The 26131-nt window shown below is 57.0% G+C and carries 25 protein-coding genes, 1 tRNA gene and 5 pseudogenes; 14 read left to right on the top strand and 17 right to left on the bottom strand.

What is annotated here, in order from left to right:
- Positions 1–95: 95 nt before the first annotated feature.
- Positions 96–422 (bottom strand): thioesterase family protein, encoded by a 327-nt coding sequence (locus IVB18_RS06255; protein ID WP_346732661.1) that lies wholly within the window; start codon positions 420–422, stop codon positions 96–98.
- A gap of 126 nt (positions 423–548) precedes the next feature.
- Positions 549–992: a tol-pal system-associated acyl-CoA thioesterase gene (gene ybgC, locus IVB18_RS06250; protein WP_247988345.1), complete on the bottom strand. Its 444-nt coding sequence runs from the start codon at positions 990–992 to the stop codon at positions 549–551.
- A 415-nt stretch (positions 993–1407) separates the two neighbouring features.
- Between ybgC and IVB18_RS06245 the strand changes: the two genes are divergently transcribed.
- From IVB18_RS06245 to IVB18_RS06230, 4 genes are all read left to right on the top strand, one after another.
- A complete protein-coding gene (locus tag IVB18_RS06245; RefSeq protein ID WP_247988344.1) occupies positions 1408–1776 on the top strand; it encodes a hypothetical protein in 369 nt (122 codons plus the stop codon).
- A gap of 861 nt (positions 1777–2637) precedes the next feature.
- Positions 2638–4113 (top strand): coproporphyrinogen-III oxidase family protein, encoded by a 1476-nt coding sequence (locus tag IVB18_RS06240; RefSeq protein ID WP_247988343.1) that lies wholly within the window; start codon positions 2638–2640, stop codon positions 4111–4113.
- Positions 4110–5324 carry a hypothetical protein gene (locus IVB18_RS06235; protein ID WP_247988342.1) on the top strand — a complete coding sequence of 405 codons (1215 nt, stop codon included), beginning with the start codon at positions 4110–4112 and terminating at the stop codon, positions 5322–5324. The genes IVB18_RS06240 and IVB18_RS06235 overlap by 4 nt, the downstream gene beginning before the upstream one ends.
- A gap of 84 nt (positions 5325–5408) precedes the next feature.
- On the top strand, positions 5409–5900 hold the full coding sequence (locus tag IVB18_RS06230; protein WP_247988341.1) for a GNAT family N-acetyltransferase: 492 nt from the start codon (positions 5409–5411) through the stop codon (positions 5898–5900).
- Positions 5901–6885: 985 nt separating this feature from the next.
- Here the strand turns inward: IVB18_RS06230 and IVB18_RS06225 are convergent.
- The 3 genes from IVB18_RS06225 to IVB18_RS06215 all read right to left on the bottom strand — a co-directional run bounded on the left by IVB18_RS06225 (position 6886) and on the right by IVB18_RS06215 (position 8295).
- On the bottom strand, positions 6886–7131 hold the full coding sequence (locus IVB18_RS06225) for a hypothetical protein (protein ID WP_247988340.1): 246 nt from the start codon (positions 7129–7131) through the stop codon (positions 6886–6888).
- Between the two features lie 70 nt (positions 7132–7201).
- Positions 7202–7435: a hypothetical protein gene (locus IVB18_RS06220; protein ID WP_247988339.1), complete on the bottom strand. Its 234-nt coding sequence runs from the start codon at positions 7433–7435 to the stop codon at positions 7202–7204.
- Between the two features lie 572 nt (positions 7436–8007).
- Positions 8008–8295, bottom strand: coding sequence for a hypothetical protein (locus IVB18_RS06215; protein WP_247988338.1), 288 nt, complete (start codon positions 8293–8295; stop codon positions 8008–8010).
- 773 nt (positions 8296–9068) lie between these two features.
- Here IVB18_RS06215 and IVB18_RS06210 point away from each other — a divergent pair.
- Positions 9069–9910 (top strand): IS5 family transposase gene (locus IVB18_RS06210; protein WP_247801096.1). Its coding sequence is split into 2 segments (ribosomal slippage): positions 9069–9441 and positions 9441–9910, totalling 843 coding nucleotides; the frame shifts between segments, so codons are not numbered across the junction.
- A gap of 171 nt (positions 9911–10081) precedes the next feature.
- On the opposite strand, the gene IVB18_RS06205 is transcribed toward IVB18_RS06210, so the two are convergent.
- On the bottom strand, positions 10082–11317 hold the full coding sequence (locus IVB18_RS06205; RefSeq protein WP_247983811.1) for an IS701 family transposase: 1236 nt from the start codon (positions 11315–11317) through the stop codon (positions 10082–10084).
- Positions 11318–11594: 277 nt separating this feature from the next.
- Between IVB18_RS06205 and IVB18_RS06200 the strand changes: the two genes are divergently transcribed.
- The 4 genes and pseudogenes from IVB18_RS06200 (at position 11595) to IVB18_RS06185 (ending at position 16431) form a co-directional block, all read left to right on the top strand.
- Positions 11595–12899, top strand: a complete 1305-nt coding sequence (locus IVB18_RS06200) for an IS701 family transposase (protein ID WP_247984493.1) — start codon at positions 11595–11597, stop codon at positions 12897–12899.
- 485 nt (positions 12900–13384) lie between these two features.
- A complete protein-coding gene (locus IVB18_RS06195) occupies positions 13385–13777 on the top strand; it encodes an avidin/streptavidin family protein (RefSeq protein ID WP_247988337.1) in 393 nt (130 codons plus the stop codon).
- Positions 13778–13964: 187 nt separating this feature from the next.
- Positions 13965–14155 (top strand): annotated as a pseudogene (locus IVB18_RS06190) (transposase); the annotation flags it as partial.
- A 1784-nt stretch (positions 14156–15939) separates the two neighbouring features.
- Positions 15940–16431: a hypothetical protein gene (locus IVB18_RS06185; protein WP_247988336.1), complete on the top strand. Its 492-nt coding sequence runs from the start codon at positions 15940–15942 to the stop codon at positions 16429–16431.
- 753 nt (positions 16432–17184) lie between these two features.
- On the opposite strand, the gene IVB18_RS06180 is transcribed toward IVB18_RS06185, so the two are convergent.
- Positions 17185–17448, bottom strand: coding sequence for a DUF3551 domain-containing protein (locus tag IVB18_RS06180; RefSeq protein ID WP_247991569.1), 264 nt, complete (start codon positions 17446–17448; stop codon positions 17185–17187).
- 364 nt (positions 17449–17812) lie between these two features.
- A pseudogene (locus IVB18_RS06175) lies at positions 17813–18009 on the bottom strand (hypothetical protein).
- Between the two features lie 614 nt (positions 18010–18623).
- Between IVB18_RS06175 and IVB18_RS06170 the strand changes: the two are divergent.
- Positions 18624–18699: transfer RNA gene (locus IVB18_RS06170), tRNA-Ile, on the top strand.
- Between the two features lie 143 nt (positions 18700–18842).
- On the opposite strand, the pseudogene IVB18_RS06165 reads toward IVB18_RS06170, so the two are convergent.
- Both IVB18_RS06165 and IVB18_RS06160 read right to left on the bottom strand, forming a co-directional pair.
- Positions 18843–19268 (bottom strand): annotated as a pseudogene (locus IVB18_RS06165) (tyrosine-type recombinase/integrase); the annotation flags it as partial.
- A gap of 494 nt (positions 19269–19762) precedes the next feature.
- Entirely contained in the window at positions 19763–20188 is a 426-nt protein-coding gene (locus IVB18_RS06160) for an excisionase (RefSeq protein WP_247988335.1), read from the bottom strand.
- A 15-nt stretch (positions 20189–20203) separates the two neighbouring features.
- Here IVB18_RS06160 and IVB18_RS06155 point away from each other — a divergent pair, with 15 nt between their 5' ends.
- Both IVB18_RS06155 and IVB18_RS06150 read left to right on the top strand, forming a co-directional pair.
- A complete protein-coding gene (locus tag IVB18_RS06155; RefSeq protein ID WP_247988334.1) occupies positions 20204–20557 on the top strand; it encodes a helix-turn-helix domain-containing protein in 354 nt (117 codons plus the stop codon).
- Positions 20558–20671: 114 nt separating this feature from the next.
- A complete protein-coding gene (locus IVB18_RS06150; protein WP_247988333.1) occupies positions 20672–20968 on the top strand; it encodes a phasin family protein in 297 nt (98 codons plus the stop codon).
- On the opposite strand, the gene IVB18_RS06145 is transcribed toward IVB18_RS06150, so the two are convergent.
- From IVB18_RS06145 to ligD, 4 genes and pseudogenes are all read right to left on the bottom strand, one after another.
- Positions 20965–21441 (bottom strand): DUF3833 family protein, encoded by a 477-nt coding sequence (locus tag IVB18_RS06145; protein WP_247988332.1) that lies wholly within the window; start codon positions 21439–21441, stop codon positions 20965–20967. The two genes, IVB18_RS06150 and IVB18_RS06145, sit on opposite strands and share 4 nt — an antisense overlap.
- Before the next feature lie 71 nt (positions 21442–21512).
- The gene (locus IVB18_RS06140; protein ID WP_247988331.1) at positions 21513–21878 is read right to left on the bottom strand and encodes a hypothetical protein; all 366 of its coding nucleotides are present in this window, start codon (positions 21876–21878) and stop codon (positions 21513–21515) included.
- A 2-nt stretch (positions 21879–21880) separates the two neighbouring features.
- A complete protein-coding gene (locus IVB18_RS06135) occupies positions 21881–22192 on the bottom strand; it encodes a hypothetical protein (protein ID WP_247988330.1) in 312 nt (103 codons plus the stop codon).
- A pseudogene (ligD, locus tag IVB18_RS06130) lies at positions 22192–23089 on the bottom strand (non-homologous end-joining DNA ligase). The gene IVB18_RS06135 and the pseudogene ligD overlap by 1 nt, the downstream one beginning before the upstream one ends.
- Positions 23090–23635: 546 nt before the next feature.
- On the opposite strand from ligD, the gene IVB18_RS06125 reads away from it, so the two are divergent.
- A complete protein-coding gene (locus tag IVB18_RS06125) occupies positions 23636–23860 on the top strand; it encodes a helix-turn-helix transcriptional regulator (RefSeq protein WP_247988329.1) in 225 nt (74 codons plus the stop codon).
- Position 23861: 1 nt separating this feature from the next.
- The gene (locus IVB18_RS06120; RefSeq protein ID WP_247988328.1) at positions 23862–24269 is read left to right on the top strand and encodes a hypothetical protein; all 408 of its coding nucleotides are present in this window, start codon (positions 23862–23864) and stop codon (positions 24267–24269) included.
- Here the strand turns inward: IVB18_RS06120 and IVB18_RS06115 are convergent.
- The 3 genes and pseudogenes from IVB18_RS06115 to IVB18_RS06105 all read right to left on the bottom strand — a co-directional run bounded on the left by IVB18_RS06115 (position 24266) and on the right by IVB18_RS06105 (position 26129).
- Positions 24266–24787 (bottom strand): thermonuclease family protein, encoded by a 522-nt coding sequence (locus IVB18_RS06115; RefSeq protein WP_346732612.1) that lies wholly within the window; start codon positions 24785–24787, stop codon positions 24266–24268. The genes IVB18_RS06120 and IVB18_RS06115 overlap by 4 nt on opposite strands.
- Positions 24784–25470, bottom strand: a complete 687-nt coding sequence (locus IVB18_RS06110; protein WP_247988327.1) for a hypothetical protein — start codon at positions 25468–25470, stop codon at positions 24784–24786. The genes IVB18_RS06115 and IVB18_RS06110 overlap by 4 nt, the downstream gene beginning before the upstream one ends.
- Positions 25470–26129, bottom strand: a pseudogene (locus IVB18_RS06105) (SOS response-associated peptidase family protein). The gene IVB18_RS06110 and the pseudogene IVB18_RS06105 overlap by 1 nt, the downstream one beginning before the upstream one ends.
- Positions 26130–26131: the final 2 nt, after the last annotated feature.

Genomic DNA, 26131 nt, shown 5'->3' with positions numbered 1-26131 from the left:
AACACGGCAAGGTCATCGCTTTGGGCCGCTGGCGCGCGGCGGAGGCTTGACTTGATGATCCCTTTTGGCCCCTTGGTGGGCATTACCCCGGCGGCTTATTCGTGGCCGGTCATCGCGGCCCGGAGCGCCTTGGGAATGCGCTGTGCCTTGCCGGCGGCAACAAAGGCGACCCGCACGCGAGCCTCGACCAAGAGATCATCGCCGCGCTTGCATTGCTGTAACAGCGTGATCGATGCGCCTCTAACCTCTTGAGGGGCGGTGATAATATCCAGCACATCGTCCATGAATGCGGGTTTCAGGAAATCGATTTGCATCGATCGGACCACAAAGGCGAACCCGGCCCCATCGGCACTGGCTTCTGCGAACAAAGCCCGCTGATCGGTCCCGAGCAACCGCAAGAAATTGGTCCTGCCGCGTTCCATAAACCGCAGGTAATTGGCGTGATACACCGCTTGGCTAAACACTGGTTTGACTATGTCGCAACAGAAGCTTAATGACTTGATTTCATTGGGGCGCTGGAAGGCAAAAGCTTGAACGAGGCGGCAGATTTATCTAAGCCCTTCCATAGCGAGCCGCAGCGACTTCGGGATGCGCTGCGCCTTTCCGGCTGAAATAAACGCCACGCGTACACGCGCCGTGACTAGGAGATCGTCTCCGCGCCTGCATTCCTGCAGCAAGGCAATCGACGCTCCCCTCACCTCTTGCGGGACTGTGACGACGTCAAGCAGGTCATCCAAGACCGCCGGTTTTAGAAAATCGATCGTCATGGAGCGGACAACGAAGGCAAAGCCGGGCGCATCGTTCTTGGCTTCTTTGAGTAGCGCTTGCTGAGTGGTTCCGAGCAGGCGCAAGTAGTTCGTTCTACCGCGTTCCATGAAGCGCAAAAAATTTGCGTGATAAACAATCTGACCGGAGTCAGTATCTTCGAAATAGACGCGGACCTGCATATGATGGCCGCCGTCGCGAATTTCGCCATCGAGAGAAGCTCTCACAGTGCGGTTCCCTTACTGCCCTTCTGGGACGAATTGTCTTGCACAGAGGCGCGCTCCACAGCAAGTGCCAATGGGCTTGGTGCGTGCAGGTGGAGGCTCCCGGCGCACGGCCGGTTGGAGACCGGTTGCTGTTGCGAGAAGCCGGAACCCCTATCCAGATTTCGGGCAAGTCCCGCACGCGCGGATGGTTTGCAGAGCTCTTATCGCTGCTCAGCAATCGCCGAGGACCGAGATCGCCCCACCGGCAAGCGCCTTGATCTCCGCGTACATCTGCGCTTCGCAGGCCAAAGTTGGGATTGCCCGGCAGTGCGGATTTTCAGCAAGCAATCCTATTCCGCGGAATCCTACCATTCATAGCAGTTGTTAAACTCCGGCCGGTGAGCCATCGCGGCTGGATATTCCAGGTGAGATGGTCATGGAGATCGATGAAACCGGGCAGAATGATCCACGGCACCTTGACCGGAGAGTCGGCCGCGCCGACGCGCTGCGGCGAGCCTCGTCGCTCGGAACGACGCGCACCGCGCATGGCAAGTCCGCGCCGAGCGCCGCCAATAGATCGAAGTCGCTCCGTGGCCACCCCACCGCAAGAAAGCGACGAGTTCATTTGCATATCGATCACGTGCCGGGACGCTGCATCCATCAGACGAGCGATTCGGTCGTAAGGTCGCCGTTGGAGCGGATGTTCGAGTTCGGCATGAGAGGCCGCCATCGTCATTCAACATTCCGCGTTGTCGTGTTCAGCCGTGTCCGGCTGAAGACGTTAATGTCCGGGACCAGACACTGAGGAGCGAGTATTCCGTCGGTGGACGCGAAGCACATCGTGTTGCCCTCTTCAAGCGAGGCGGCTCGCAAATCTCTTTGGTGGCACGTGGATTGCTAGGACACCGTAAAGGATCCGCACGACCATGACGGTCTCGCATTCGCCGGCCCAGGAGTTCAAATGAAACTTGCTCGATTGATCCAAATCGCCCTGGACGCTGCGCTATTGAGTGCGGTCCTGCCTAAAGCTTTGCCGCGTCCCTCGCGGGTGCCGCTGTGGTTCTTCGCGTTGGATAACTCTCAAGACCACCAGAAGCGACTAGCATTCAGCGCGCTTACTCCCGAGCAAATCCAAACCAGTGTGACACGTTTGGGCGGCTCTGTGGCGAATGCATGCAGCGGTATGCGAATGTCGGCGTCGGACCGGGAGGAAACCAAATCAAGCTTGGTCTCGAGCAATGGCCGCCTCCTTTCGAAGAGGGGAGCGGACAGAAGTTGTTTAATGGCACGCTGGAGGAGATCGAGCTCGGCGCCCGACTCGGTGCTGGTCACACTCGGAGGTGGAGCACCATTTTCTCGAGCAGTATTCGCACTCCTCGGCGCCTGAAGTCTTCCTCGGTTCCGTTTCGCAACGCCAAGGACATTCGGCCTCGGCCACGGCATCTGTCTTCCTCGCCGAACCATAATCATCCCGCGTGTCCCCGAGCGGATGGCGACACTCGTTCTGGTCTACGGTGGTTGCCTCGAGTGGGAGCCGACAAATCCGCGCCTTTGATCGAAATGCACGACTTCGGTATCGAGCCCGAGCTGAAGAGCGCGATGTGACACGAGGAACGAAGCTGCCATCGCGCCTTGCCTTCACACGAAAGCTAGAGGAGTTTAAAAAATGCGCGCGCCGACCTATTCCGAGGCCTTGGAATTCGCGATCGACCGCTCGTACGACATTAACCTTGACATGTTGAGGTCACGGAATTTGCACCTTGACACGCACAACGATTATCTTGTCGGCACATATCCGCCTCTCAAGGCAATGGGAGACCTGAATGCCGAAAAGTTGTTGCTTCAGGTTACGTCGTCAATTGATCTCTATTTTCACATCCCCTTCTGTGATCAGTATTGTACCTTTTGCCACTTCGCCAAGGAAATCAATCCATCTTCCGGGCGAGTGGAGCGCTATCTGGCGGCTTTAGATAAAGAGATGAGTTGGTCGGACGCGGCGCTGGCCGGCAGAGCTGTTGAGACTGCTTTTTTTGGAGGCGGCACTCCCTCGTTCTTGACCAACCGTCAACTCGAAACGCTATTTGGTATGATTAGCCGGCGCTTTGATTTGTCTAAGTCGGAGGTGAGTTTCGAATTGCATCCCTCTCTTGCAAAGCAAGTGGACGCTGCAGATCGCATCTCCACACTGCTTAGAGCCGGCGTAAACCGCTTCGTATTGGGCGTTCAGAGTCTAGATCCGAGCATTTTACGCATATTGAACCGCGGGCACCACGTGGACGAGGTAGTACAACTCGTAAAGTTACTGAATGAGATGGGCGTTGAGAATCTGTCGCTTGACCTCATGTATGGGTTGCCGCAGCAAACGCTCCGGAGCTGGTACGACTCACTTATCGGCTTACTGGATATGGGAATAGAGAAGTTCAATGTATTCCCATTGATGTTTAAATCTACAGACCCCGTAGCCCGCCATTTGGCTCGGGGACGATATCAATTTGCCGGGGCTAAGGAGCGCATTATCATGCATTTTATGGCCGAGCACATCCTCACGAAACTCGGCTATCGCCATGGGCCGATTTTCTATTGGAGTAAGCAGTCGCAGCCACACTCGGTTCAACAGAGCCGCAAATACGATTCCTGGAACGACAATAATCTGGTCCCGTTTGGGGTTGCCGGATTTGGTTACATGAGCCAGTGCCAGTTCTATAACGAGGCAGATTTAGATCGCTACCTGTATAGGGTTGAGGCGGGCGAGAAGCCTGTGTGGAAGGGTGTTGTCCTGTCGCAAGATGATCTCATGCGCAGAACGGTAATGTTTGCCCTGCGAAGCAGTGGGGTGTTGCTCTCCCGCTTCGAGCGGGAGTTTGGGGTGTCCATCGAGAAATGCTTTGGCCGCGAGCTTGAACTCTTGAAGGAGGCAGGTCTCATCTGCATTTCAAACGATGGCCTGCTTTCGTTAACTGCCGCCGGCACTATCAATTCGGGCGCCGTATCGCTGCTATTTTTCTCGAACAATATACTCGAGCGGGTCGCGTACAACGACAGTAGGATAATAGACAAACGAACTGATCTGCTCGAAAAACACGATTACTCACCGGCCGCACGATACGGGTCAAGTGCCGAAATGCAAGTTGCGTTTCGATGAAGTCGCGGGCGCGCTCATTTATGGTCGCTCCTTTTTCCGTTTCCACCCCGCAAGGGTCGCCCTGCCAGGCGGAGGACATATTTTCGCATCTGACCGATAGCATTGATCGCCGGCAGCGAGAACGCCCGCTTGGGCTGGTCAGCAATTTTGTCGCCGATCAACTGCCGCACTGCATTGCGGAGATCAAATGCAGTGAACGACCAGATGAAGCGGTTAAGGCTCTTGGGCGTAGCATCAACGCGATGATTGCGGAGACGGACTATGAAGCGCAGCTGCTAAGTCTGCCGCAGTCGGACTTCGAGATCGCTAAGACAGACATCCAATATCTCGTAAATTGTGCTTATCAGATGTCTGCGTTTGCCGGCCTTCATCCCGTGGACGCCGAGCTGACGGTGGGAGAGGTACTGAGCCGCCTTGCGCGCTCAAGTTGTCAACGGCAGCCTGGCATTGAGGTCCTCTCCTATGAAGATATGATCCTTACGAATCCGTTGCAGAACGATCCACGCGTATACTGCCTCGGCGCGGCCGGGGTCGAGGAGCGAGATTTTTGCTTGGGCCATCAGATCATCGAGAGCGAATTGCAGTCAGCAATGGACGCTCTGCTTAAGTTGCGTGATGTGGCCGACGTGGATGCGGGGCAATGTCTTGCGCTATGCCTGGAGCGCCTTGAGTCAGCAAACAATGTTCTGACGCGCTTTTATGAACATATGTCGCCGGACTTATTTGGCCAATTTCGTGTGTTTTACGGAAAGAATCCTTACAAGAATACGCTTGGTCCAAGCGGCCGCTTCTCGGCCCGTATCGTGGCGGTCTCGGTGCTACTGGTCGGTGAAGAACTCTTCCACCAGAAACCGCAATTTTATAGGGATCTGTATCGGCTGTCCGAATATTATCCGCAGAGATGCATTCACGAGGTATTCCGCTGGCTGTCGTCAGGCAAAGGGAGTGCACCGCTCAAGCCAGGTTGGCTAAAGGGGAAAGCGGAGTTTCCCAGGGTTGCGACCATTTCGCCAGTCGTGGAGCATCACGGCGGCGAAATCGGAACGCTGCGCACGTCCTGTGTTTGTGCACTGGATCGGTTTACCCGGATGCACCGTAGTACGGCCTTAAAATATACGGTTGAGCCGGGTCGTCCAGTTGTCGGAGTTGAGGTATCGGAAAGTGTTGAGGCTGTCCTTTCTCAGCGGCTGTTGACAGAGGCGCGCCGGTAAGCCGACGGTGGTCTCTGCGCGGCTAAAAACAGACAACGATGCCAGAGGCGCAGGCGTCCGCCACCGGTCGAGAGGTAATAGTCGATGTCTCAAGACGAACTGATCGTTCGTCGGTTCGCGTCCGGGGATAGCGATGATGTATGGCATCTGCACAGAAGCGCATCGCAGGATGTTGGTGTGTGTGGCCCGGAAGGGGCTTGGGAGGATGATTTACGCAATATCGGGGAAGTATACATCGCCTCGGGCGGAGACTTCGTAGTTGCGCATATTGGTCCCCGATTCGCTGCCATGGGTGGGCTGAAACCTTTTGATGATGATGTCGCAGAACTAAAACGTATGCGGGTCGACCCCGTCTTTCAGCGACGAGGGTTTGGAAGGAGGGTGCTTCGTGAATTGGAGTCGCGAGCTGTTGCTCTCGGTTTCAAGTGGATAATGCTCGACACAACAACGATCCAAGTAGGGGCCCAAAGACTTTATGAGAGCGCTGGCTATGTTCGCCGCGGGGAAGGGATGTTGCACGGATATGCAGTGATCTTTTACGAGAAGCGGCTCATTCGCCAGGATGACCCCGCATGAGCAAATGAGGTTGTGAGTAGTCCAGTGAAGCTCTACGGACGCGCAACGAGCACAGATTCAGTCACTTGCCCCTGACTAGCCCGAACGCCCAAACTCGCTCCTTGGGAATGATGTCGAATGCGCTCACACATCTGCGAGGACTTTCTCGTTGGGTCCCGCGAGATCTGCGATCGGAATGAATCGTGTCACTGTAGCTGACAAGGACGTGAAGGTTTTGCGACCGATAGACCTCGAACGCACGCACAAACTCACGCCTGGCCGAACCAGCGTTGAATTCAAAACGAGAGCTGATACGGTGCGCCAGCGGCGGATAGGCGAAGACGCTCTGGAGCGTCGTGTGCTCGCGACGTGAGCGGATGGCGCGAAGCGTCGAAAGTCAGCGGAAGTCGGGGCCGCGTGTTCAGACGGACGATCGCCACCTGCATAGCGTGGGACAGACTTAAAGCGTAGAGCGAGTGGCCCCGGCCATGCGCGCGGCAAAACTCTCCAGCCAGGGCAGCGTCGCGGTCTTCGAGACGATATAGCGCATCAGGTCTCCCGCCTTGTCCGAACCGCATCGTCGACCTCGAATACCTCAACTGCACGCAGCAACAAACGCAACAGATTTCATGGATATGCGCCATCACGACAGCCGACCGCTCCGACCGAGAATCGTCCCACTCCAATCATGAGACGCGCTGCATCCGCCTCTGTGATAGGCCTATCGTTCTTCGCTCACCAAACCAGCGTCCGCTCCAGCTTCAGCTCACTGGCAAGCTGCGCAACACTCCAGCCGAAGTTCTGCGATAACTCGCGCAAGCCCCTAGCTATGTCCCGATCTTGCCAGCCGGCATACAAATCCACCTCGATTCAACCGCAACATTCTGTTGCGTATGGAATCCAAAAGTCCGCACTTGGCGCGATGCTGGGCGGTGGATGCACGGGCGCGCCCAATCGCCCCCTACGTCGGGTCAGCTTATGGTCGTCGCCCTTCCAGATCGTGATGTTACTCGGGCGTATCGACCGGTTGCGTGCCGTAGCGCTTGCAGGCTCGCAACGAAGGACCCAACTCGCACCCTCCTGGATCACGACCGAGTACCAAACCTGCATCGAGCAGTTGCGGATCGGGTCTCACCAGCTTCGTGGTGCTCACGCCCGCATTCGGATCAACTGCCATTCCGTGGTCTGGTTCAAGCAGCTCTCGCAGGCGCTCGATGCGAGCGAACCGGAATGGATGGACCGGTTTGATCATCGGGCCAGGCCCCTCGGGTCGAATGCGAACAATCGGATGATGAAAATAACGAGCGGGCGACGGGTGACGTTCATGAGTCGACCTGTCGGTTCTCCGCCGAATGCCAGTTCGCGCCGTGGAGGCGGATCATCTCCCGACGGGACCGCTCGATGAAGATGCGCTCAACGCAAAAGCCGGCGGTCACTGAAGCCGCCAGCGCAAGGCCGCAGACCAAATAGTCATTCATGAAATTCAAAAACATGTTGCAGCCGGCAACTCCTACAAAAGTAAGTGCCATGACCGTATTGCGAAATGCCTTAACCATGTTGCCCCCCAGTCAGTCGGCGAGGGACTTTTACCATCGCAACCATGGCGATTAGCAGCGTTTGACCCTTGTGATGCGCCGTCTTTCTGCTCGATCAGCTTGGGTCCGGCCGCGCTGTCGACGGCCGTGGGTTCCCCATTGCCCGGCGCAGCTCATCGATCGAGCCCGGCGTCGGCGCGATCCACACCATCTGGGCGTGTCGCTCGATGACCGCCTCTATCACTTCCAGCCTGGCCTATTCCGGGTGGCGACAGCACAAGCGAGAACCGGCGTTCCACGCTGGCACAAAGGCTTACCAAGTTTCGGATTGCTCTTCCCACTTATGGGGATCGATCAGAAACGCCGTCTGCGCTTGCGTGGCGGAGCCCGTTCGGCACCGTTGGCCATGCGAAACGCCTGAAGCTGGCGCTCTGCCTCAGGCTACTTGTGCCGTCCCAGAAAGTGACCTCCCACCCATTGGTCGATGTATCTCCGCAAATTTGGAGGCGCTTGATCCTTCACCAGCGCGAGCACCAATGCCCAATCGCTCTGACGAAAGCGCGTCAATTGTTCGAGCAGAATGCCGGTCGCCTTCAACTCGCGCAACTCGGTGGCCGATTGCTCAACCAGATCCGATCCAAGAACGTGAGTGTGACTGAAAGATGTGACTTGAGTTCGGCATTTTGACTGCCAATGTACGCGGTGACGGCGCGATAATTGGCCAAATCGTTCGATGTGTCGAGCCGCAGCACTGTGGACAGGATTTCGGCATCGACGGCGACATGGCTGTGACGGCGCCAAGCGAGCTTCACCGCGACGTCGGCAAGCCGCTCAGCCTCAACGAGTCGTTGCTCATAAGCGAAAGCGATAGCTGCCTGCAACCATACACTCGTGATCTTGGTCTCAAGGGCCGCGCCAGCCATCTAACAAAAATTTGCTCGCCCTCGACGAGTGCTCGATCTAGCTCAACCGCAGCCGACATACGCCTACGATTTCTCGTCGATGAGCGCGGGACAACGCAATTCCCAAGCGCGGGCCACAAAGGTGATCCTGGCGCAGACGACCAGAGTCGGCGCTGTGGCCGGATTCAGCAGCATGGCCGGACCGGATCATCAAGACAACCGCAATCCATATACTTGTGTATCGCAGTTCGATCAGCCGCGCTTCGGTGAAGGGCTGTAGTGCTTTCTGATCACATAGCCGCCGGCAAAGGGTTCATTGGACGCTGTCAGGAAGCCCTGTCGCTCGAAGGCAGTCGCAGCGAGGGCGGCTGTTGCTTGTTGACGCGACGTGCCTCGCAAGCCGCTGACTCCACAGCGGCGCCTTCATTCAGCCATCCATTGAGCGGGCTTTCACGCTGCTTCTTCGAAGATGGCTAAGAAACAACCGACTGGCACCTCCCGGGTCTACGGCTTCCTGCCTGAATTGGGGATTGCAAGGATCGCGGTGATACACGATCGATACGTCGCCGACTTGAATCGAGATCCGGAGGGCTGCTATTTGGTTCGTTCCAGGAAGCCGTGATTTCCGAGTCTCTGTTCGGCGAACACGGATCTATCAGGAGCGCCCGGACCTAAGTGTCTGTCCGGGAACATCTTGAATCATCGGAATCATTTGTGATTCAAGGGTGGCGGTCCGATTCGAAGGGGCGCCCATGTGGACGAAGGAGAACCGCGGTCGTTACGACCGAAGCCGGCTACGCTATCCAAGCGATTTGACTGATGAGGAATGGGCGTTGGTGGAGCCGCTGATTGCGCCAGCCAAGCGAGGCGGCAACAAGCGCACGGTCGATGTGCGCGAGGTGATCAATGGCCTGATGTATGTGCTGAGCACCGGTTGCCAATGGCGAGCGATCCCGAAGGACCTGCCGCCACGCAGCACGGTGCACGACTATTTTGACTTGTGGGCTTGGAACGGCACGCTCGATCGCATCCATCACGCGCTCTATGTACAATGTCGAGAATTGGCTAACCGAGAACCCAGCCCGAGCGCCGCCATCATCGACAGTCAAAGCGTCAAGAGCGCGGAAAAAGGGGGGCGTGGATCGACCCGCATGGCTACGATGCGGGCAAGAAGATCAAGGGCAAGAAGCGCCACATCCTAGTCGATACTCAAGGCTTGCTGCTCCACGCCCTCGTGCATTCGGCGGACATCCAGGATCGTGACGGTGGGGTGCTGGTGATGGCCACGCTGTTTGGCCTGCATCCATTCCTGCTGAAGCTCTATGCTGACGGCGGCTATCAGGGGCCGATCTTTCAGTCCGCCGTTCGCAAAATCCTCCGGCAAATCGACGTCGAGATCGTCAAGCGCTCCGATACAGCAAAGAGTTTTGCGATCTTGCCCAAGCGATGGATCGTCGAACGCACCATCGCCTGGCTCAACCGCTGCCGCCGTTTGGCCAAGGATTGGGAGTGCCTCAACCGAAAGGCATTGGCGTTCTTGCGCCTCGCCTCAATCCGCCTCATGCTGCGAAAGCTCTGCCAAAAAACAGCATGATCCCGGACAGACTCTAACATTACAGTTGCCGTTTTGCTTTGAGATGCGCGCGCTGAGCGGCAGCCTGGTGAGCTCTGCGCCAGAATGACCATGCGATGACATGCGCGGGTTGGATCCGCTTTCGAGCAAGCCTGATGGCGATGCGGCGGATTTCCTGGATTGACCAACGGATCAGCGGCGGCGTGGGTGTGCTTTGGCTTTTGCCGGGGGGCGGCGTTTGGTTTTTTTGGGCGGTGGCGGATTGGCGCGATGGCGGATCGCCGCCATCATGGCGAAGGCGAGCATCACCAGGGACACGTGGCGATGCCAGCCATGCCAGGACCTGCTCTCGTTGTGATCGAGCCCGAACTCGTTTTTCGCGGTTTCAAAGCTGTCCTCGATCGCCCATCGATGGCCTTCGACCGCGACCAGCGTTTCAATTGATGTTCCCGCTGGGCACCAGGTGGTGAAGAAGGCGAGATCGCCATCGGCGATATGGCGACGGATCAGCAGACCGCGCGTCCATAAACCATCATTTGCGCTGTTGAACTGCTCGACCTCGAGATCGGCCAGTTCGAGATAACACCAGTCATGCAGCCTCGGTCCTTTGGTTCCGGCTCCCGCCGACAAGCGCTTCCAGTCGGACGGGCGCCGCGTCCGGGCGATGTCTTCGGCCTTGCCGGCGACCGGCTGTCGCTTGCCCCAGGATCGGAAGACATGAGAGCTGCTGACCCCGAGCACATAGCCTTTGCCTGCCCGCCGTAGCTGCTGTTCGATATCGCCAACACCGTAGACCGTGTCACCGGCAACCCACTTGAATGGTACAGACGCGGCTATCGCACGTGCGATCATTCTCGTCGCAAGCTTTGGTTTGGTCGCAAAGCCGACATCGGCAGGCACGTATGCGGCTTCCAGACGATCTGGATCGTCGGTCCATTCCTTCGGAAGATACAACGCGCGATCGATGAACGCATGACCATGACGCGAAACGTAGGTAGCGAAGACGCCGATCTGGCAGTTCGTGATCTTCCCTGCCGAACCAGTGTATTGCCGCGCCACTCCGCACGAGGCCTTACCCTGCTTGAGAAAGCCGGTCTCGTCGATCACCAGCACCGCATCGTCATCCGCCAAGTGCTCGATGACATAGTCCCGGACGATGTCGCGCAGGGCATCAGCGTCCCAATCCCCGCGACCCAGGATCGCCTGCTGCCGCCATGGGCCGGGATCGCCAGCCGCCTCCGCGCGCATCCAACCGGTCTTGCGCTGCTCATCTCCGAGCAGACCTTCCAGGAACAGGCCTGCATTCGTCGCCACACGCTCTTGCGTGAACAACGGACGTATCCGCTGCTTGACCTCTCGAAGCGACGCCGCCCACAACGCAAGCGTCTCCTCAACCGACGCGGCCCGCGTCCACGACATTCGAATCATGGTTGCCCATGGATTCAGAAGCCCGCAAACAAAGCAACTGTAATGCTAAGGTCTTCTTCCCCAAGGATTGATCGAATACCACGTATCGTATCACCAGGCGCTATCTGAGATCATTGGCCCACGAAAGTCGTGCGGGCGGGGCCTGCTTCTTGATCTGCACGCGTTTTTCGGACCATTAAAGACGATGATGCTAGTTCTACTGAGTCAGAAAGTCGCAGTACCAGGGATTCAGGAATCAGGTAGTGGGCGGGATTCAGGCCAGCGGTAGGGGCTGAGGATGGATCGCCGAAGGTTTAAGAGCAGTGAATCGCGATTTGCCGCCTATGTCGAGGGGCTTGCGAGCGTGATCGGGCACAAAGACCGAGAGCAGCCGCTTCGCGATTATTGCACCGGGCTGATGCTGCGAGGCGAGCGCAAGAGCGTCGAACCGATCGCAGCGGTCACGGCACCGGCGCGGGTGGCCGCCCAGCATCAATCGCTTCTGCATTTTGTCGGCGAGGGACGTTGGTCCGACGAACGCGTCTTGGCCAAGGTGCGCGAGAAGGTCTTGCCCGAGATCGAGCGTCACGGCCCGATCGAAGCGTGGATTATCGACGATACTGGACTGCCGAAGAAGGGGCGGCAGTCGGTCGGTGTTGCGCGGCAATATTGCGGTCAACTTGGTAAGGAGGACAACTGCCAGGTCGCGGTGTCGCTGTCGATTGCCAACGAACATGCGAGCCTGCCGGTGGCGTACCGGCTGTATCTGCCGCAGGAATGGGCGGAGGATAGCGATCGTCTGCGCAAGGTGGGGGTTCCTGAAGATATTGGCTTCAAGACCAAGCATGAGATCGCGCTGGAGCAACTGCACTGGGCCTGCGCGGCTGGTCTGCCGCGTGGCGCGGCGCTGCTGGATGCCGGCTATGGCAATAACAGCAATCTGCGCGCCGACATCACGGCCCTGGGGCTGGCTTACGTCGCGGGCATTCTGTCGAATACGACGGTGTGGGCAGACGGGACGGGACCGCTGCCGCCGAAGACTTGGTCGGGCCGCGGACGGCCACCAAAGCGCCTGCAGCGCGACGCCAAGCATTGGCCGGTCTCAGTCAAAGACCTTGCACTCGGCCTGCCCAAGCGCGCCTGGCGCACCATCGAATGGCGAGAAGGTTCGGCGGAAACCATGTCTTCGCGCTTTGCGCGGGTGCGGGTGCGTGCCGCGCGGCGTGACGAAAGGCGCCACGAGCCGTGCCCGCAAGAATGGCTCTTGATCGAGTGGCCCAAGGACGAGACCGAGCCGACCAAATACTTTTTGTCGACGCTTCCCGCCGATATCGCCTTTCACCGTCTGGTCTACTTCGCCAAGCTGCGTTGGCGCATTGAGCGCGACTATCAGGAGCTCAAGCAAGAAGTCGGCCTCGGGCATTTTGAAGGTCGGGGATGGCGTGGCTTCCATCATCACGCAACGCTCTGCATCGCAGCTTACGGATTCCTGATCTCCGAAAGGGAGACGATTCCCCCCTCAGGACCTCGTCACGCCCCGATCTTCCCGCAACTTGCCCTTCCCGCAGGTTACCGACCCAGAGGTACTGCCGTTGCGGCCTGAACGTCACATCCCGAACTCAATCGCGACCATGCGCATCCGTTTGGCCAACGCGATCGCCAGAACCTTGCCGCGATGCCCGTGTTGCGGCCAAAGCAAAATGCGACCACGCCCGAAATTTGTGACGCAGTAGAACTAGCAACACGGGATGGACGTCCTGGCGCGGATTGCCCGATCCGATACAGCTCGTGGACAATGACCTCTACTCTCCGCATCTCCTCCGACGACCATAGTCATGGCGTTGCTGCCTCACATCAAAATAACCGAGCATCGGCTCGGCGCGCAGCCGCCCAGGCGAACCGATTCGAGGATGAAAAGCGCCGAGGGCTCGACAGGGTCCGGCTACGCCGCGATCCAGCGCGATTTCGGGTATATGCGCCGCATTCCTTTGCCGAAAGCGAGATAAGAGCAGCGAATATGACCTCAAGTTGTATCACGCTAGATGATCCACGTTGCGACCTTTAAGTGACCTTTTTTGGGGCTTCAATATGAAGAGACTTCTGGGACTCTTGCTGCTCGCCCATTCCTTCTTTCTTTCCGCCGAGGCCATTGCGCAGGGGCTTCCTGCTCCCTCATACTGGAAGAATGAACGAGGTTCAGAACTTTTTGTTTGGTCCGCCAATAGCGGGGCAATACAAGGGACTTTCACAAACCATGCTCAAGGGTTTGCGTGCCAGGGCATTCCTTATCCTGCATCGGGAGCCGTTAGCCCAACTGGCTTGTATTTTGTTGTTACCTTTGCCCAGTGCAATTCCTTCACCCGGTGGGTTGGAAAACTCAACGGGTCTCAAATGCCGACCTCATGGACGCTGTTCTACGTTGACAAGAACGGCAAGCCCGGCAAGTTGAAGGGTGCCGATACCTTCACGCGCGTATGGTAGTTTTCAATCTTCTTGCTCTGTCGCTACCTTAGATTGGGAACTCACTCTCGCGAGGTTTGGCTGTGTCTCTTCGGGAAATGTAGGCTCGCCTTCGTGGAGCACTGGGCTGTCCAGGAGACCTTCGCCTCCTCGGCTTCACCCACTACTGCGGGCGGACCCGAGATGGCCGGTTCATCGTGAAGCACAAGACGGAGAGGAAATGAGGCGGACCGAGGTGCTCGGTATCTTCCCCCAATGAGGATGCCATCGTCCGCCTCATCGGAGCGATCCTGCTCGAACAGAACGATGGGCGGTCCAGCGTGCCCGATACATGACGCGGGAAACCATCGAGCGTTGAGCGATGCTCCAACCGTCAGCCTTCCGGCACTCGCCAGCTGACCGGCCCGGCTCTTGCCGGGGAACGCGGTGCTACACCACGCCGGGGGACACACATCCATCTTGCAGAGGGAGCCTTGATCAGCTTCGAGATCAAGACTGGCAGCTCAGCCAAGGTATCCGCAGAAAATCTGCGTACAGGATGATTTGCGCTATCAGCTACATGACGCGTCAACAGTGAGCCTATTAACGTAACCTGCGCCACGACGACGGATGATCCAGATCGGCATGAAGTCGCGCTCAAAGCGGCTCGTGACGCTGAGCTCCACGCGTGTGCGGATCAACCTATTCTACGTCCTCGTTGGACAGTTCAAGCCGCGCCCCGCGAGTCGCGACTTTCTGCGCGCACAGTTGTCGATTAGATGAGCCTGAGAACCCGGAGTGACGCTCGAATCTGCGTTTAAGAGCAGATTTTTGACCGATTTCATCACCGTGATCGTGTGAGGTTGATTTGTACCCTTGGCAGCTTAAGCACCGGACCTCCCTGCAAAGAAGGTTGGTACGGGAGCGAGTGGGCGGGATTTCAGCTCATTGACCTGAGATTCGACGCTTCGGGCAGGCGAACATTTATTCCCGCTTGTTGAGCTCTGCTCGCCCGGAATAGTTTGAGGATGGAGCTCCTGAGATTTGATGGCGCCGAAGTTGCCTGGATTAATAAGAAGGCTCAGAAAGAGCCCTGCCGCGAGTCAGGATGTACTCAGACGTGGGAAATCATATCCATCAATGTATGTCTGGACGACCTTCGCTGTTTCCAGGCGAATGCGCTCGGTATTGCTGGAGCGCAAATGATGATCTTGATGGCGCTCACAGACTTGGACAGCGATGACGGTGTTCCGGTCAACGTGGTTGCAAAGTTGATGAAGGTTGACTCATCCTTTATCACGATACACTCGAAGCGGCTTGAGGAAAAACGGTTTGTGCGCCGCAAGCCCTGCACGAAGGGATGCCCGAGTTGTACACCTGTCGCTAACAGATAACGCTCGCAAACGTCTTGCGAGCATCGCGGCACAGCAGGAAGAACTCGAACACTTTGTCTTGATTATCTTGGTATTAAGGAATTCGCCAAATTGGCTAGCTGCCTTAGCGGAGTCAGGCATCGGCTGGAAAAAGCTCGCCTGCACGCCGCATTAAAGACGCAGGAACCATCCCCAAGAGAGCAGCAAGCGCGGGAAGATTAGCGTGTTAATAATTCAGAATGAACAACCTACGTCGCTCCGGCGATCACAACAAGCCGAAGCCAAATCCTGAGATCGCGACTTGGATCTACTTTCGCATCTCGTGGAACAGCTCGAGCGGCAGGCCGTCGTCGAGTTTGCGCGCTCGGCCGATCGGTTTCCGCATCTTTTTCCGTGGGACGATGAGAAGCAGTGGCTCTGCAGCATTTGGCTAATGGTCCATCTCAGAGTTCTAAAAACGTCATCCTCGAGCAGCTTCTCACCACGTGCCTTGGCGTCGTCCTCGACGGCGCAGATTAGATTGATCGTCAGAATGATCTCGCCCTCGAATGTGAGGACAACCGGCCGAAATGTTTCATTGACAGGACTTACCACCTGTTCGCCGTTGCTTCATATCCTTTTCTGTTCGGAGCCTTTCGTTTTGCAGCGACAGCGAGGTGCGATCGAGCTGCTGCGAGCACCATCGTCGATGCCGCACAGCAGAGACGCAGCGATTCGTAACCCGCCGGTCTCTGCAGACAATCAGGCTGCATTGAGAGCCGTGGCAGTACGTGAACAAGCGTGCTAGATCGCGCATCCCCTATCTCACTACGTTTTTCTTGAGATTTTTTCATGACACCTATTCAAGCGATCAAAGATTGGTACGTGTCCCTGGACGACGAACTTCAATCGGACATCGCATACATGTTCGTATCTCTGACCCTCGGTGATCGCCAGTTTGCCCCTGCTGCCGCTGTTCGAAGACTGCTGCAATGGTTTGACGTGCGCAGTGCAGGGACGGAACATGAGGATGCCTTAGCTGCCGTCATGTTTCGCGCCTCATTCGAATACATATTTGCCGGCCGCTTCACGGGCGCCGGGTGGATTTTTCCGGAGCAAATGTTCAAAGACCTGATCCGCGAGGCTGCTGAAGGTAAAGAGGCAAGCAAGATTGCAACGAGCGCATTCCAGTTGCTGCGGAACCTTCCGGACCGGAAAACGAAATGGAAAGAGGCAGGTAAGAACTGGAATGCCCTAGTCAACTCGGCGCTCAACGATGATGCGCTGAGGCAGTGGACACAAGATCAGTTCTTGGCGAGCGACTTCGGGCCGACGCAAGACTGAAAAAGCCCCTGCCCCATCACCTCCGCACAATCCTCGGGATGAAGCACTTGCCAGCCGGGTCCCGGGAAGTCGCAAGAGGACCAAACTTTTCGAAAGATCATGCCAATCAGCATCCCGATAGTCTGAGACCGGCCAGCGCGATCACTAGAACGGCAACTTCCAAAGAGAGTAGAGAATGCACTGAGAGCGCCCCAAAAGAGCATCGCGGCGATGACGAAATAGGTGATCTAACCAATGGCTGACCTCCCACAGAAATATGGGGCGATGCAGCATCACAACCACAACGATTAGCGGCCATTGCGGGCGCTCAGGCGCCGCATATCTGCTCAGAACTGGCGCCTAACGGCCGAGTGCACCCACACTCTGGTAGGCAATCAAAGCAGTGGGGCCGCCCTGCCTCAGCATCACACAGGACGGCGCCTTGCCAGTCTGCTTGCAGCCGCCGGCCCAAATCGACAGCCACAGCCGGCCCACCGATGTTAAGCCGAATCGCCTGATATTTTCCGGCGTCTTGGGGGCTGTCTTGATGAATCTCCGTTCAGCCACCACTGTTCGAACAGATCTCGTGGTCCTCAGTTGTTTGTGGGAGGATAAGCGCAGGGCTTTGGGATACGCCGCGGGACCCAGCCTCCCTCCAGAAAAGCGGAATTCAGCGCAGAACCAGGTGAGGTCGGACGAGGGCAACAAGAGCCTCGAAGGGCAGATCTTGAGTCCGAAGCCGCCGCTTGGCTCATCTAGCAATTCTGATTCACATCAGCGCTGTTGTCTTCCTTGTCTCTCAAAAGCGTAGATCGGATTGATACCGCAATAGGTGTAGGTACCGGATGCGGTAGCCATGCACTGGCTATAGGTTGAGAACTGGCAATTGCCCGGATATCCCCAACTACGTCCCTGCAGGCAATAAACGTCTTGGCGAACCGATGGGGTGTACGAATGAACCGGCGAAGCAGCGGTCGAGCGCGATCCAAAGCCGACGAGGATGGGTGCTAACACTCCGGTAAGGAGAAGGTAGCGCATGAGATCTCTTGCCTCCGTTAAGCTCGCTGAAGATAGAGCATCCGAATTGCGCCGTTTGATCTTAATCAATGGAAGATAGCCGGTCCAGTCCGTCAGGACCTCAGAAAGAGGCTTCAGTATGAATGGTGCGAGCGCGACCAAACTTGAGCGGGACGCTGGATGCAACAGGCGCAGCAATAAGAGGTCGGAATGGTACGGCACCTGGCCGCGGTCCTGCTATTCCCGGAAAATCGGCCGAGCCTTAGAGCAGACTTCCTGCGGCTTTCCACGGCGGAACGCATGTTTTAAGCGCGACTGGGCACAGCCGCGCGGCGGAACACTCGTGTAGTAGGTCGTCCTGGGAAGCCCGCGTGGTGCCGAGGACCTATCGCGGGATGGTCGCAGCTTTGGAAAGCGCTTGCCGACCGATCTCTTTGAGTCGCTCGGGCCTCGTCTCGCCTCTGCTGGCAGCTTCCAGAATTTTCGAGGCGACATCAACGCGAGCGCCTGTCTCGTAGCGGAAAGGCTTACGCAGACCTCATCGAGGACCGACCGTAGAAGCGCAGTTGTAGCGGCGTTCATTTGGAGATCCCACAGTCTCAAGCAGGCGAGCCAGTATAGGTTTGGGGTAACTCCACAGCGATCGATCCGAACTCCGGGGACCTGGCCAGCCGTCGCCTATTGGGTTCGGTGAAGCCAACCAATCCTCAAGCTCGGGTGGCCAATGTGAGAGCAACCAAAGTAGAGATCAGCGATAATGGAGGACGAAGCTAACAAATACGCTACAGCCAGATGTCTGTTTGAAGCTGTGGCATCCTTTACTTAAATTGAAGAGAACGCGATGGCGATGCGCCTGACACTGCGGCCAGCGCGACAACCGCTGTCGATCCCCGCCCCACCGCAATCGCGGCGATCGGGCTGGGTGCAGTCGGTATAGATTGATATTCGTGTGTAAGCGTCATTGCCATCGTGTGGCGGCGACTGCCTGCGCGCCCGCTGGACCGACGCGAGAAGCTCACCTGGTTAGTCGGCCTGTTCTGTTCAGCGAGAATGAGCTAAGGCATGACTCAATCGGCACTTCTCGGGAGGGAGGAGGACAGGAGGGAGGCTCTTTCAATGGGATTGCCAGAATGTCAGCCCCCCTGTAAACGAGCCCCCGCGCCGGTCCGAGCGTCGTTCCGCGGTCGCCAGCAGCGGGGCCCGTAGCTCAATGGTTAGAGCCGGCCGCTCATAACGGTCTGGTTGCAGGTTCGAGTCCTGCCGGGCCCACCAGTATTTTCAAGGGCTTGCGCGGCTCTATCTCGCTTCGCTCTTTCCTCAACCAATGGGATAACCAAAGGAACGTTCTTCCTCGGTGCCGCGTGTGTACCGATTGCGTTCGCTGCCCGGTGCAAATGGTCGGGATGGTGATGGCCATAGACTTCCCGGAGAGTCTTTTCACTCATTCCAAGGTATCCGGCGGCTTCCCACAGGGGCACTCCGCGTTGCATCAGCCAAGTCGCTGCAGTGTGCCGCAGCGTGTGCGGCGTGACGTTCCCAGCCGAAAGGTCAATCTTGGCAAGGCGGACGGCGGATGCAAATCCCGTTTTCACGGAAGCGACGGGTCGCCCGTTCCATTCGACGAAATGCAGCTTCGATATTCCAAGCCGCGACCACCGTCGCATGTGAGTCAGAAGACGCTTCGGAAGAGGTACAGGTGTCTGTCGCTTGGTGGTCGCGCGCTTTCCAATGGCAAGCCGGTAGAAGATGCCGGATTCCAAATCAACGAAGGACTTTCCCGGCTCGCGGGACGGTGATGCGCTGGCGATCGCTCCCGCGCGAGTGCCTGTATAAAGCCCCATGAGAATGAACCGCGCAACGTGTCGCAGTGGTCGCTTATCGGTTTCGACCTTCGTGCCCTTGAGCTTTCCAACATGGACGGTTTGGGTTTCGCGATAGCGCCAACACGCCCATACCAGTGCTGCCGCCTCCGAACGTGTCAACCACCGTTCGCGACGAAGTCCCTTCTCCGGCAAAACCACGCGAACTCGGCCGCGATGATAACCTTCCTTTTCATGGTGATTGATCGCAGCCCTCAAGTCTTCAAGATCGCGGCGCGCGCCGCCGTCGCTGCCGCGCCAAGTTGCGTAACCTCGACAAGACTCGCCATTTACATCCGCGAGTACCTTTCCGCCCCACCAATTCGCAAGACGAGATATTCGCTCATCTAACTTGGATTTGTTGGCTTGGCGCACGCGAGTGTCGTCGTAATAGACGTTCAGCACATCCGCGACATCGATGTTCTCGATCAGCCGTTCGCGACGAACAGGGCTATGCTTCTTGATGATATACTGCGCTAGGCACTCTTGTGCCTTTGAATCTTCGCCAGCAACGCATCCCGTGGCAACATGCTTGCTGCCGTCGATGATGATCCATGTTGCACGGCCGATGATTTTTCCAGCTTTACGGCGTTCGCTCCGCCAATAGAGGTAAGGTCCTCGGCTGCGACGCGGCATAGATTCCCCATTTCTTGGATGCTACGGAGAGTGGTGAAATCCCTGTTTGCTATTCGCATGACGACAAGGTGCCCACGCGCCGCTTCCCGCCGTAAACCGCTGACCGTCATCCCGCCCCTTGGAAACGCTACCTTGCACGCTTCCTTCAGGGGCAGAAGATGGTCAGGACCGATATTGTCGTTCGCCGGAACGGGAATAATCATGAAGCTTGACATTGATGATGATTCCGTCTTTTTATCGGATTTCCAACTTTTGTCAATACTCAAGCTTGGGCACTACCAATGAAAGATTACTCTCTGTTGGCGGCACAGGTTCGAGCGGCTAGGGCCATCCTCGGCTGGTCGCAGGGATATCTTGCTGAAGGTGCCAATGTGAACAAATCCACGATCATTGACCTTGAAGCAAACCGGCGTGTCCCACACGAAATCACCTTAATGGTTGTGCTGGATCAGCTTACGGCCGCCGGGATTGATTTCACGGAAGACGGGGTGAAGGTTCGCGCGTGGCCGCTGAAGCCTTATGTTCCGGTCGGCATTCGGCAGAAGGAAACGCCTACGCCCCCTGCACCAGCTACTCGCACGAAGGCTAAATCCATTAAGAATGTGGTAAGTTCGCGCACAGGCAACAAGCTCTAGGGCGCTCTACCAGGCTGACCAGTTCTGCGCGCTCGCAACCCTCCGCGACCCTGAGTTTTGACGTGAAATACAGCAAGCGGCGGCAAAACTACAATTCGAGAGACTGGCGCTGAAATGAAAGACCAGATGTTGGAAGTCCCGGCTGACGTTCGTGAACTGGTCGAAAAAACAATCGACCAAACCGAGAGAGCGTTCGGGTACTTTTTTGAAGCGGCCAAGGTGCCACTTCCGCCACCGGGCGATCTTGCGCTTGATCTCGCTCAGCGGAACATGGCAACCGCGTTCGAATTCGCGCGCAAGCTCGCGCGCGCCAAGAATTTGCAGGAAGTGATTGAGCTTCAAGCGGAATTATTGCGTATCCAAATCGGGCACGCGAGCGAGTTCATGCGTGAGCTAGCGCCGAAGCGTTAAAGCTTCCGATAAGTAACGTGTGCCGTTGCGAACGGAATGCCAGCACGACCGGCACTGCCGCGAACGATGCAAGCGCGCTCATCGATTGCATAGAACCAATCGTCGAAGTTCAGCTTGAAGGATTTACCGTTAGCTTGCGGTGTGTCGCGCGTGTACTTCCAGTGGAACGCGCAACCGGCTTGCTCGCCTATCGCTTCGCCTTCAAGTCGGTTTTCCAATCCGGTATATTTGCCTGCATCGCCCTTTCGTATCGTCCAATGCAGCGTGTCCGAATGCCCGTCATCGAAGGTGTAAGCCTCGGTGAATAGAACCGTTTCCGTGTCTGAGTCGAATTCACCATGGCCCGAAATTGTCGCACGCTTTAAAAGTCCGCCGACCAAATTTTCCAAGACTGCCCAACCCTCAAGCCGTCCGACGAAGAACTGCTCGGGAAGAAGGAGTGGCTTTGTGCTTCTGAAATCATCGATCGCCATGGGTGACTCCGACGTGCTGACTGCCACAAAACGATTCCGCTCCCGGCTAAGTTCCTAGATGTCTCTCCCGTTCATCCGGTGTACTCAGCCTCAACCAACCCGAACCGCTGCCGCCCTTCGATCCGTCTAAGCGCCGCCAACACATCATCGTTGGTCAACGCATCCATCAACTTGTCTACCGTCATCCCGGCACTTCGCGGCATGTTCGGCACTAGGTAGTCACTCAGGATCGAACGCGCTTCCAAGAACGCGCTTACGAGTGTCTGAATGTCCGATCGCTTGGGCACGATTGACGGCTCACTCTCTTCCTCAAGCGGGTACTCAACTGCCATTCCTTCGGGATCGTTTTCGCGCAGCCACTCGATTGCAGAATCGTAAGATGCGAACACCTTCACACAATCGAATGGAACGCTGACATATAACCATACGCTGGTCATCGCTATCTCTCCGGTTCAATCGGGTAGGCCCACGCCACTCCTCCAGGATCATTTGCGGCAAGCCATTCGTTTGCGGCGTCTTCGGACGCGAAGACCTTCACCCAATCGACATCACCGATATGTTTGTGACCGTCTTCGTAAATCCAGACCGTCTCCGGCACCTCTTGCGCCGCCTCGTTGACCTTCTCACGGTCAAGCTGGTCGGTCGCTGGAAGCCTCATTACGGCGTGATACAGTTCGGCCGTGATCGACAATCGATCATCTGGCGACTTCTCACGCCATTGGTGCCACTTGTCGAATGCGTCACTTGCCATCAAAGATCCTCCCGCAATTCCTTAAAGAACGGGTGCCGCAATTTCCCTTCGGCGCTCTTGGCCCTGTACTCGACTTCGGCCAGCAATTCCGGCTCAACCCAAATCCCACGATGCGCGACGCGCCTTGTGTAAGGTTGTGTCTTGCGGATCAGCGGCTTCAGTCTCTTCTGTAGTTCTTTGGCATCGGCTGGCGAAAAGCCGTGATCGACCTTTCCCGCATAGACGAACTCACCGCCCTTGCGTCGGCCGATGTACATGCCATCCCATTTCGTCCCGTCTAGCGCGAATCCGGCGATGGGCAATGTCTCACGCTGCGCACAAGTGACCTTCGTCCAATTTCCAGTTCGGCCGCTGACATATCGACCATCGCGCACCTTGGACACGACGCCTTCCAAGCCGGTCTTGCACGCGTGCTTGAACATTTCCTGGTCATCGATCTCGAAGCTTTCGCTGAACTGAATGTCCGCACCACTGATGATCTTGCGCAATTGCGCCTTCCGATCGAAGAGCGGGAGGACGACCGTTCAGGTAAAAAAGATCGAAGGCGACCAACACGATCTTCATTGATCGCCCCTTCAGTTCATTTTGCAGTACGGAAAAGTCAGTCGTACCGTTTGCAGACGGCACAACGACTTCACCATCAATGATGGCCGACCCTGCTTTGATTTCGAAGGCATCGCTCGCGATCTTGCGAAAGCGGTGTGTCCAATCATGGCCGCGTCGGGTGAAGACCTTGATTTCCGCGTTGGCAATGTGGACCTGCACACGGTATCCATCCCACTTCACTTCATGAACCCATCTATCCCCGCGCGGCACCCGCTCCATTTTTGTGGCCAAGGCGGGTTCGATGAGGCCCGGAAAAGGGGCTTTTACGCCGATTGGTGGACTCTTACGCATACCGCCGCGACGTAACCGAACGCGCGGATTCAAGCGCAAGCGGGCCGAATCGTTCCACTTTCAGCCGCCCCGCTCATGAAATTGGTCACCAACTGTACGCGAGATTTCCCGGTCCAATTCTGCGCGCGTCGAAAACTCCTCTAGGCTGCGCCGGGCGGAAGATTTGGCGTTTGATAGCGTGGATATCGGGCGCGTCTGCCCCATCCTGAATCCAGCGGCCTTGATCGTTCGGACCGGCAACGACGGCGCTGAAGGGCGCTCTGCCGTCTCTTGCGCCGCTCGCCGTCTTGCACTTCGCAGATCAGGTAAGACAAAAAGGACGATCGCGATCAATGGCGATACCAGGAACGATGCTATCGCCCAGCGCGCGAAACTTCGGCCTCTCATATAGGCGAGTATGCCGACGCCCGCGTCAAGCAAGAGGAGAAGCGTGCCGATTTGGATCAGAAGTTCAGCTTTAGTAACGTGGTGCATAACGTCTCGCCCCCTTGCTTTGTTCAGTATATCGAGGTGTAATATACTGAACAAGCTGCATGATTTTCCGCCATGGACCTGCGGGAAATCTTTGCGCTCAATCTGCGTCGCCTACGGCGCGCAAAAGGATTGTCGCAGGATGATCTCGCCGCCGATGCCGAGATCAGCCGCAGTTATCTCAGTCAACTCGAACGCGGCTCTTTTCATGTTAGCATCAAGATTATCGGCAAGCTTGCGGACGTGTTGGATGCTGAACCTGAGGAATTTCTAAAACGATCAAGGGGCGCACGAAAGTAAGATGATCCAGCTGGCATTCCGTTCGGCGATGACTTTCGCCTTTTCAGTTTTCGGTCGCACCGTAATTGCTCTTGGTGCTTTAGTTGTCCTGCTATTCGCTACGACGGTTCTGATCGATCTCAAGATGTTAATAAGCGCTACCTTGGCGGCAGTATTGTCTGTCGTTTCGCTGGTGGTCTTTGCCTTCCAGTACCGACGCCAACTGATTGCGAAGCGCCGTCGCGCCAAACTGCGGGAAGAGGCGGCTACACGCCGTGCGGCAGCGGCCGAAGCCCGGAGCGAGCGCATGGAGCGGGCCAAGGCCGCCGTCACAGAGACCGTGAGAGGAATGACGGCTGGCGCGGCAGATACCGCTAAGACCAGCTTTGCAGGCGCTCGCGAGCGAGTTCAGGGCTGGCGGAGAACCTAAAGCGTCTCATCCGAACAATTGGCAAGACTCCCGCCCGCTTTCACGCATGCCCGATACTGCCACGGCTTGGCAAAGCTACCAGCCCATATGCCCTGTTCGGTCTGTTCGGCTTGTCGTTGTTCGTTCGCGTATTTGCCTTTCGAATAACGAGGCCAGTCAAGCGCGTGGCCGTGAACCACAAGCCACTCCGCGAGATCAACACCATCGACGGAACAAGCGGCAACCGTGCGGCGATATCGATCGGTATCGATCCGCACACAGGCCACCGGACGGGAAGCGACGAACTTGTCCAATTCATTCGCCGCCTTTGCACCGCAGCGATACTGTAAGCTATCGTCACCACGGCAAAGCTGATCGCTTTCGGGGGCGTCGATGCCCCAAAGCCGAATGCGGGTGCCATGGATTTCGAGCGTGTCGCCGTCGATGATGCTGGCGCGGCCAACAATATCGCCAGCACCTGCCGCAGTCGAAAGGCACAGTAGGAAGACACCCAAGGTTGCTTGAATTCGGATGGTCAAGCCCCAGCCGTTTGAAGCTTCTCGATCATTGAACTTGAAGCGCCGACGGTCCGCAGTACGCGGCAGACAAGATCAAGATGATCATCGAAGGTGAAGGTTTTAGGGCTGACGGGTTCGCGATCAAAAACGTTCCAAACGACGCCTTTCGCATCGTGCAATATACTGTAGCGCATGAACGGCTTCTGATATTCAGTCGAGCCTGACGTAAGGGCTTCGGAGCTTTGCGTTCTGCCGTCCAGATGCTTCTGCTCGGTTTCGTAGAATGCCGTTGCAACTGAATGTTTTAGCAGCCAAGCTAACGCTCCGGCATAACCATCTAAGCGGCGGTTAGTTATCGCGCGTTCTAGCTGATTGACCGGAAACGTGTGTTCAATATGTACGTTCTTGCCAGCGCCTTTTGCGCCGCACCTGCTTTCAACGGCAATGAATGCCGCTGTTCTAAATAGTGCGCCAGCGCACAAGCCTCCCTTTGGGACGGTGCCCTTTGCCATGAAGCCGAGCTTGTCATGGAATTGACGAAGCGATGATGCCAACGTCTTGTGCGGGACCGCTTCACCTCTGCTAGCGGCCAAAACTCGACTGACTTGCAGCCATTCAGAAGCGATCCAATCGGGGCGCTTTGACACGCGCGAGCGCCAGTGTTGGAGTAGCTGTTCTCGCTCTTTCTCTACGGCTTTCAACATTATTCCACTAAATCCTCCTTGTCGGCGCCACGCCTCACGATCATCAGCCCATCATCCGCCAACGGCCGCTGCAATGCCTTAGCCTCATCCCAAGGCGCACGCATCCAAACGTCGCGCTCTTCGTCGGTGATCAGGATCACGGGCATCGCTTTAGGGTGTATCGGTTCAACGACGGCATTGGGAGTCGTAGTCAGAAATCCATACACATCGTGCGGGCCAGGCACCGGCTTTGACTTGGTGCCACGATCACCCTTGTAGACGGTCCAGATGCCAGCGAATGCCGTCAGCGGCCTGTCCTCATTCAGCGCGAACCACACCACGTCTTTCTTCTTGGTATCAGGATTCGGTTCGGGTGCGTATTCGGCAAAGCTGTTGAACGGCACAAGGCACCGGTTCTCCGGCTTGAGCCATCCGCGCCAGTGTGGCGACGAGGTATTGCGTATGTTGGTAACAGGTGGGCCGCCGGTTCGTGGTGGTGGCGGCATTCCCTATCGCATCAGGGTTAGCTCGGTGCCGTTCTCAGTGTTTCGGATCAGTGGCGCTGGATAGTCGGGAAACACGCCGGGCATTGGCGCAAGATTGCCGACGTAGCGATTGACGACGCGGAAGAGCGCGGCGATAGCGGCTTGGTTCGTGGTGATGCTGTAGAGGTTGCACATCA

This window comes from Bradyrhizobium sp. 186, assembly GCF_023101685.1.
Taxonomy (GTDB): domain Bacteria; phylum Pseudomonadota; class Alphaproteobacteria; order Rhizobiales; family Xanthobacteraceae; genus Bradyrhizobium.
This window is presented reverse-complemented; position numbering and strand designations above follow the sequence as displayed.

Coding starts and splice junctions, on each gene's coding strand:
- IVB18_RS06120 (WP_247988328.1), top strand. CDS start 23,862: ATGATCCAGCTGGCATTCCGTTCGGCGATGACTTTCGCCTTTTCAGTT.
- IVB18_RS06185 (WP_247988336.1), top strand. CDS start 15,940: ATGACACCTATTCAAGCGATCAAAGATTGGTACGTGTCCCTGGACGAC.
- IVB18_RS06200 (WP_247984493.1), top strand. CDS start 11,595: ATGGATCGCCGAAGGTTTAAGAGCAGTGAATCGCGATTTGCCGCCTAT.
- IVB18_RS06205 (WP_247983811.1), bottom strand. CDS start 11,317: ATGATTCGAATGTCGTGGACGCGGGCCGCGTCGGTTGAGGAGACGCTT.
- IVB18_RS06195 (WP_247988337.1), top strand. CDS start 13,385: ATGAAGAGACTTCTGGGACTCTTGCTGCTCGCCCATTCCTTCTTTCTT.
- IVB18_RS06145 (WP_247988332.1), bottom strand. CDS start 21,441: ATGGCGATCGATGATTTCAGAAGCACAAAGCCACTCCTTCTTCCCGAG.
- IVB18_RS06240 (WP_247988343.1), top strand. CDS start 2,638: ATGCGCGCGCCGACCTATTCCGAGGCCTTGGAATTCGCGATCGACCGC.
- IVB18_RS06135 (WP_247988330.1), bottom strand. CDS start 22,192: ATGGCAAGTGACGCATTCGACAAGTGGCACCAATGGCGTGAGAAGTCG.
- IVB18_RS06255 (WP_346732661.1), bottom strand. CDS start 422: ATGGAACGCGGCAGGACCAATTTCTTGCGGTTGCTCGGGACCGATCAG.
- IVB18_RS06125 (WP_247988329.1), top strand. CDS start 23,636: ATGGACCTGCGGGAAATCTTTGCGCTCAATCTGCGTCGCCTACGGCGC.
- IVB18_RS06110 (WP_247988327.1), bottom strand. CDS start 25,470: ATGTTGAAAGCCGTAGAGAAAGAGCGAGAACAGCTACTCCAACACTGG.
- IVB18_RS06180 (WP_247991569.1), bottom strand. CDS start 17,448: ATGCGCTACCTTCTCCTTACCGGAGTGTTAGCACCCATCCTCGTCGGC.
- IVB18_RS06140 (WP_247988331.1), bottom strand. CDS start 21,878: ATGACCAGCGTATGGTTATATGTCAGCGTTCCATTCGATTGTGTGAAG.
- IVB18_RS06235 (WP_247988342.1), top strand. CDS start 4,110: ATGAAGTCGCGGGCGCGCTCATTTATGGTCGCTCCTTTTTCCGTTTCC.
- IVB18_RS06220 (WP_247988339.1), bottom strand. CDS start 7,435: ATGGTTAAGGCATTTCGCAATACGGTCATGGCACTTACTTTTGTAGGA.
- IVB18_RS06155 (WP_247988334.1), top strand. CDS start 20,204: ATGAAAGATTACTCTCTGTTGGCGGCACAGGTTCGAGCGGCTAGGGCC.
- IVB18_RS06150 (WP_247988333.1), top strand. CDS start 20,672: ATGAAAGACCAGATGTTGGAAGTCCCGGCTGACGTTCGTGAACTGGTC.
- IVB18_RS06225 (WP_247988340.1), bottom strand. CDS start 7,131: ATGATCAAACCGGTCCATCCATTCCGGTTCGCTCGCATCGAGCGCCTG.
- IVB18_RS06245 (WP_247988344.1), top strand. CDS start 1,408: ATGGAGATCGATGAAACCGGGCAGAATGATCCACGGCACCTTGACCGG.
- IVB18_RS06230 (WP_247988341.1), top strand. CDS start 5,409: ATGTCTCAAGACGAACTGATCGTTCGTCGGTTCGCGTCCGGGGATAGC.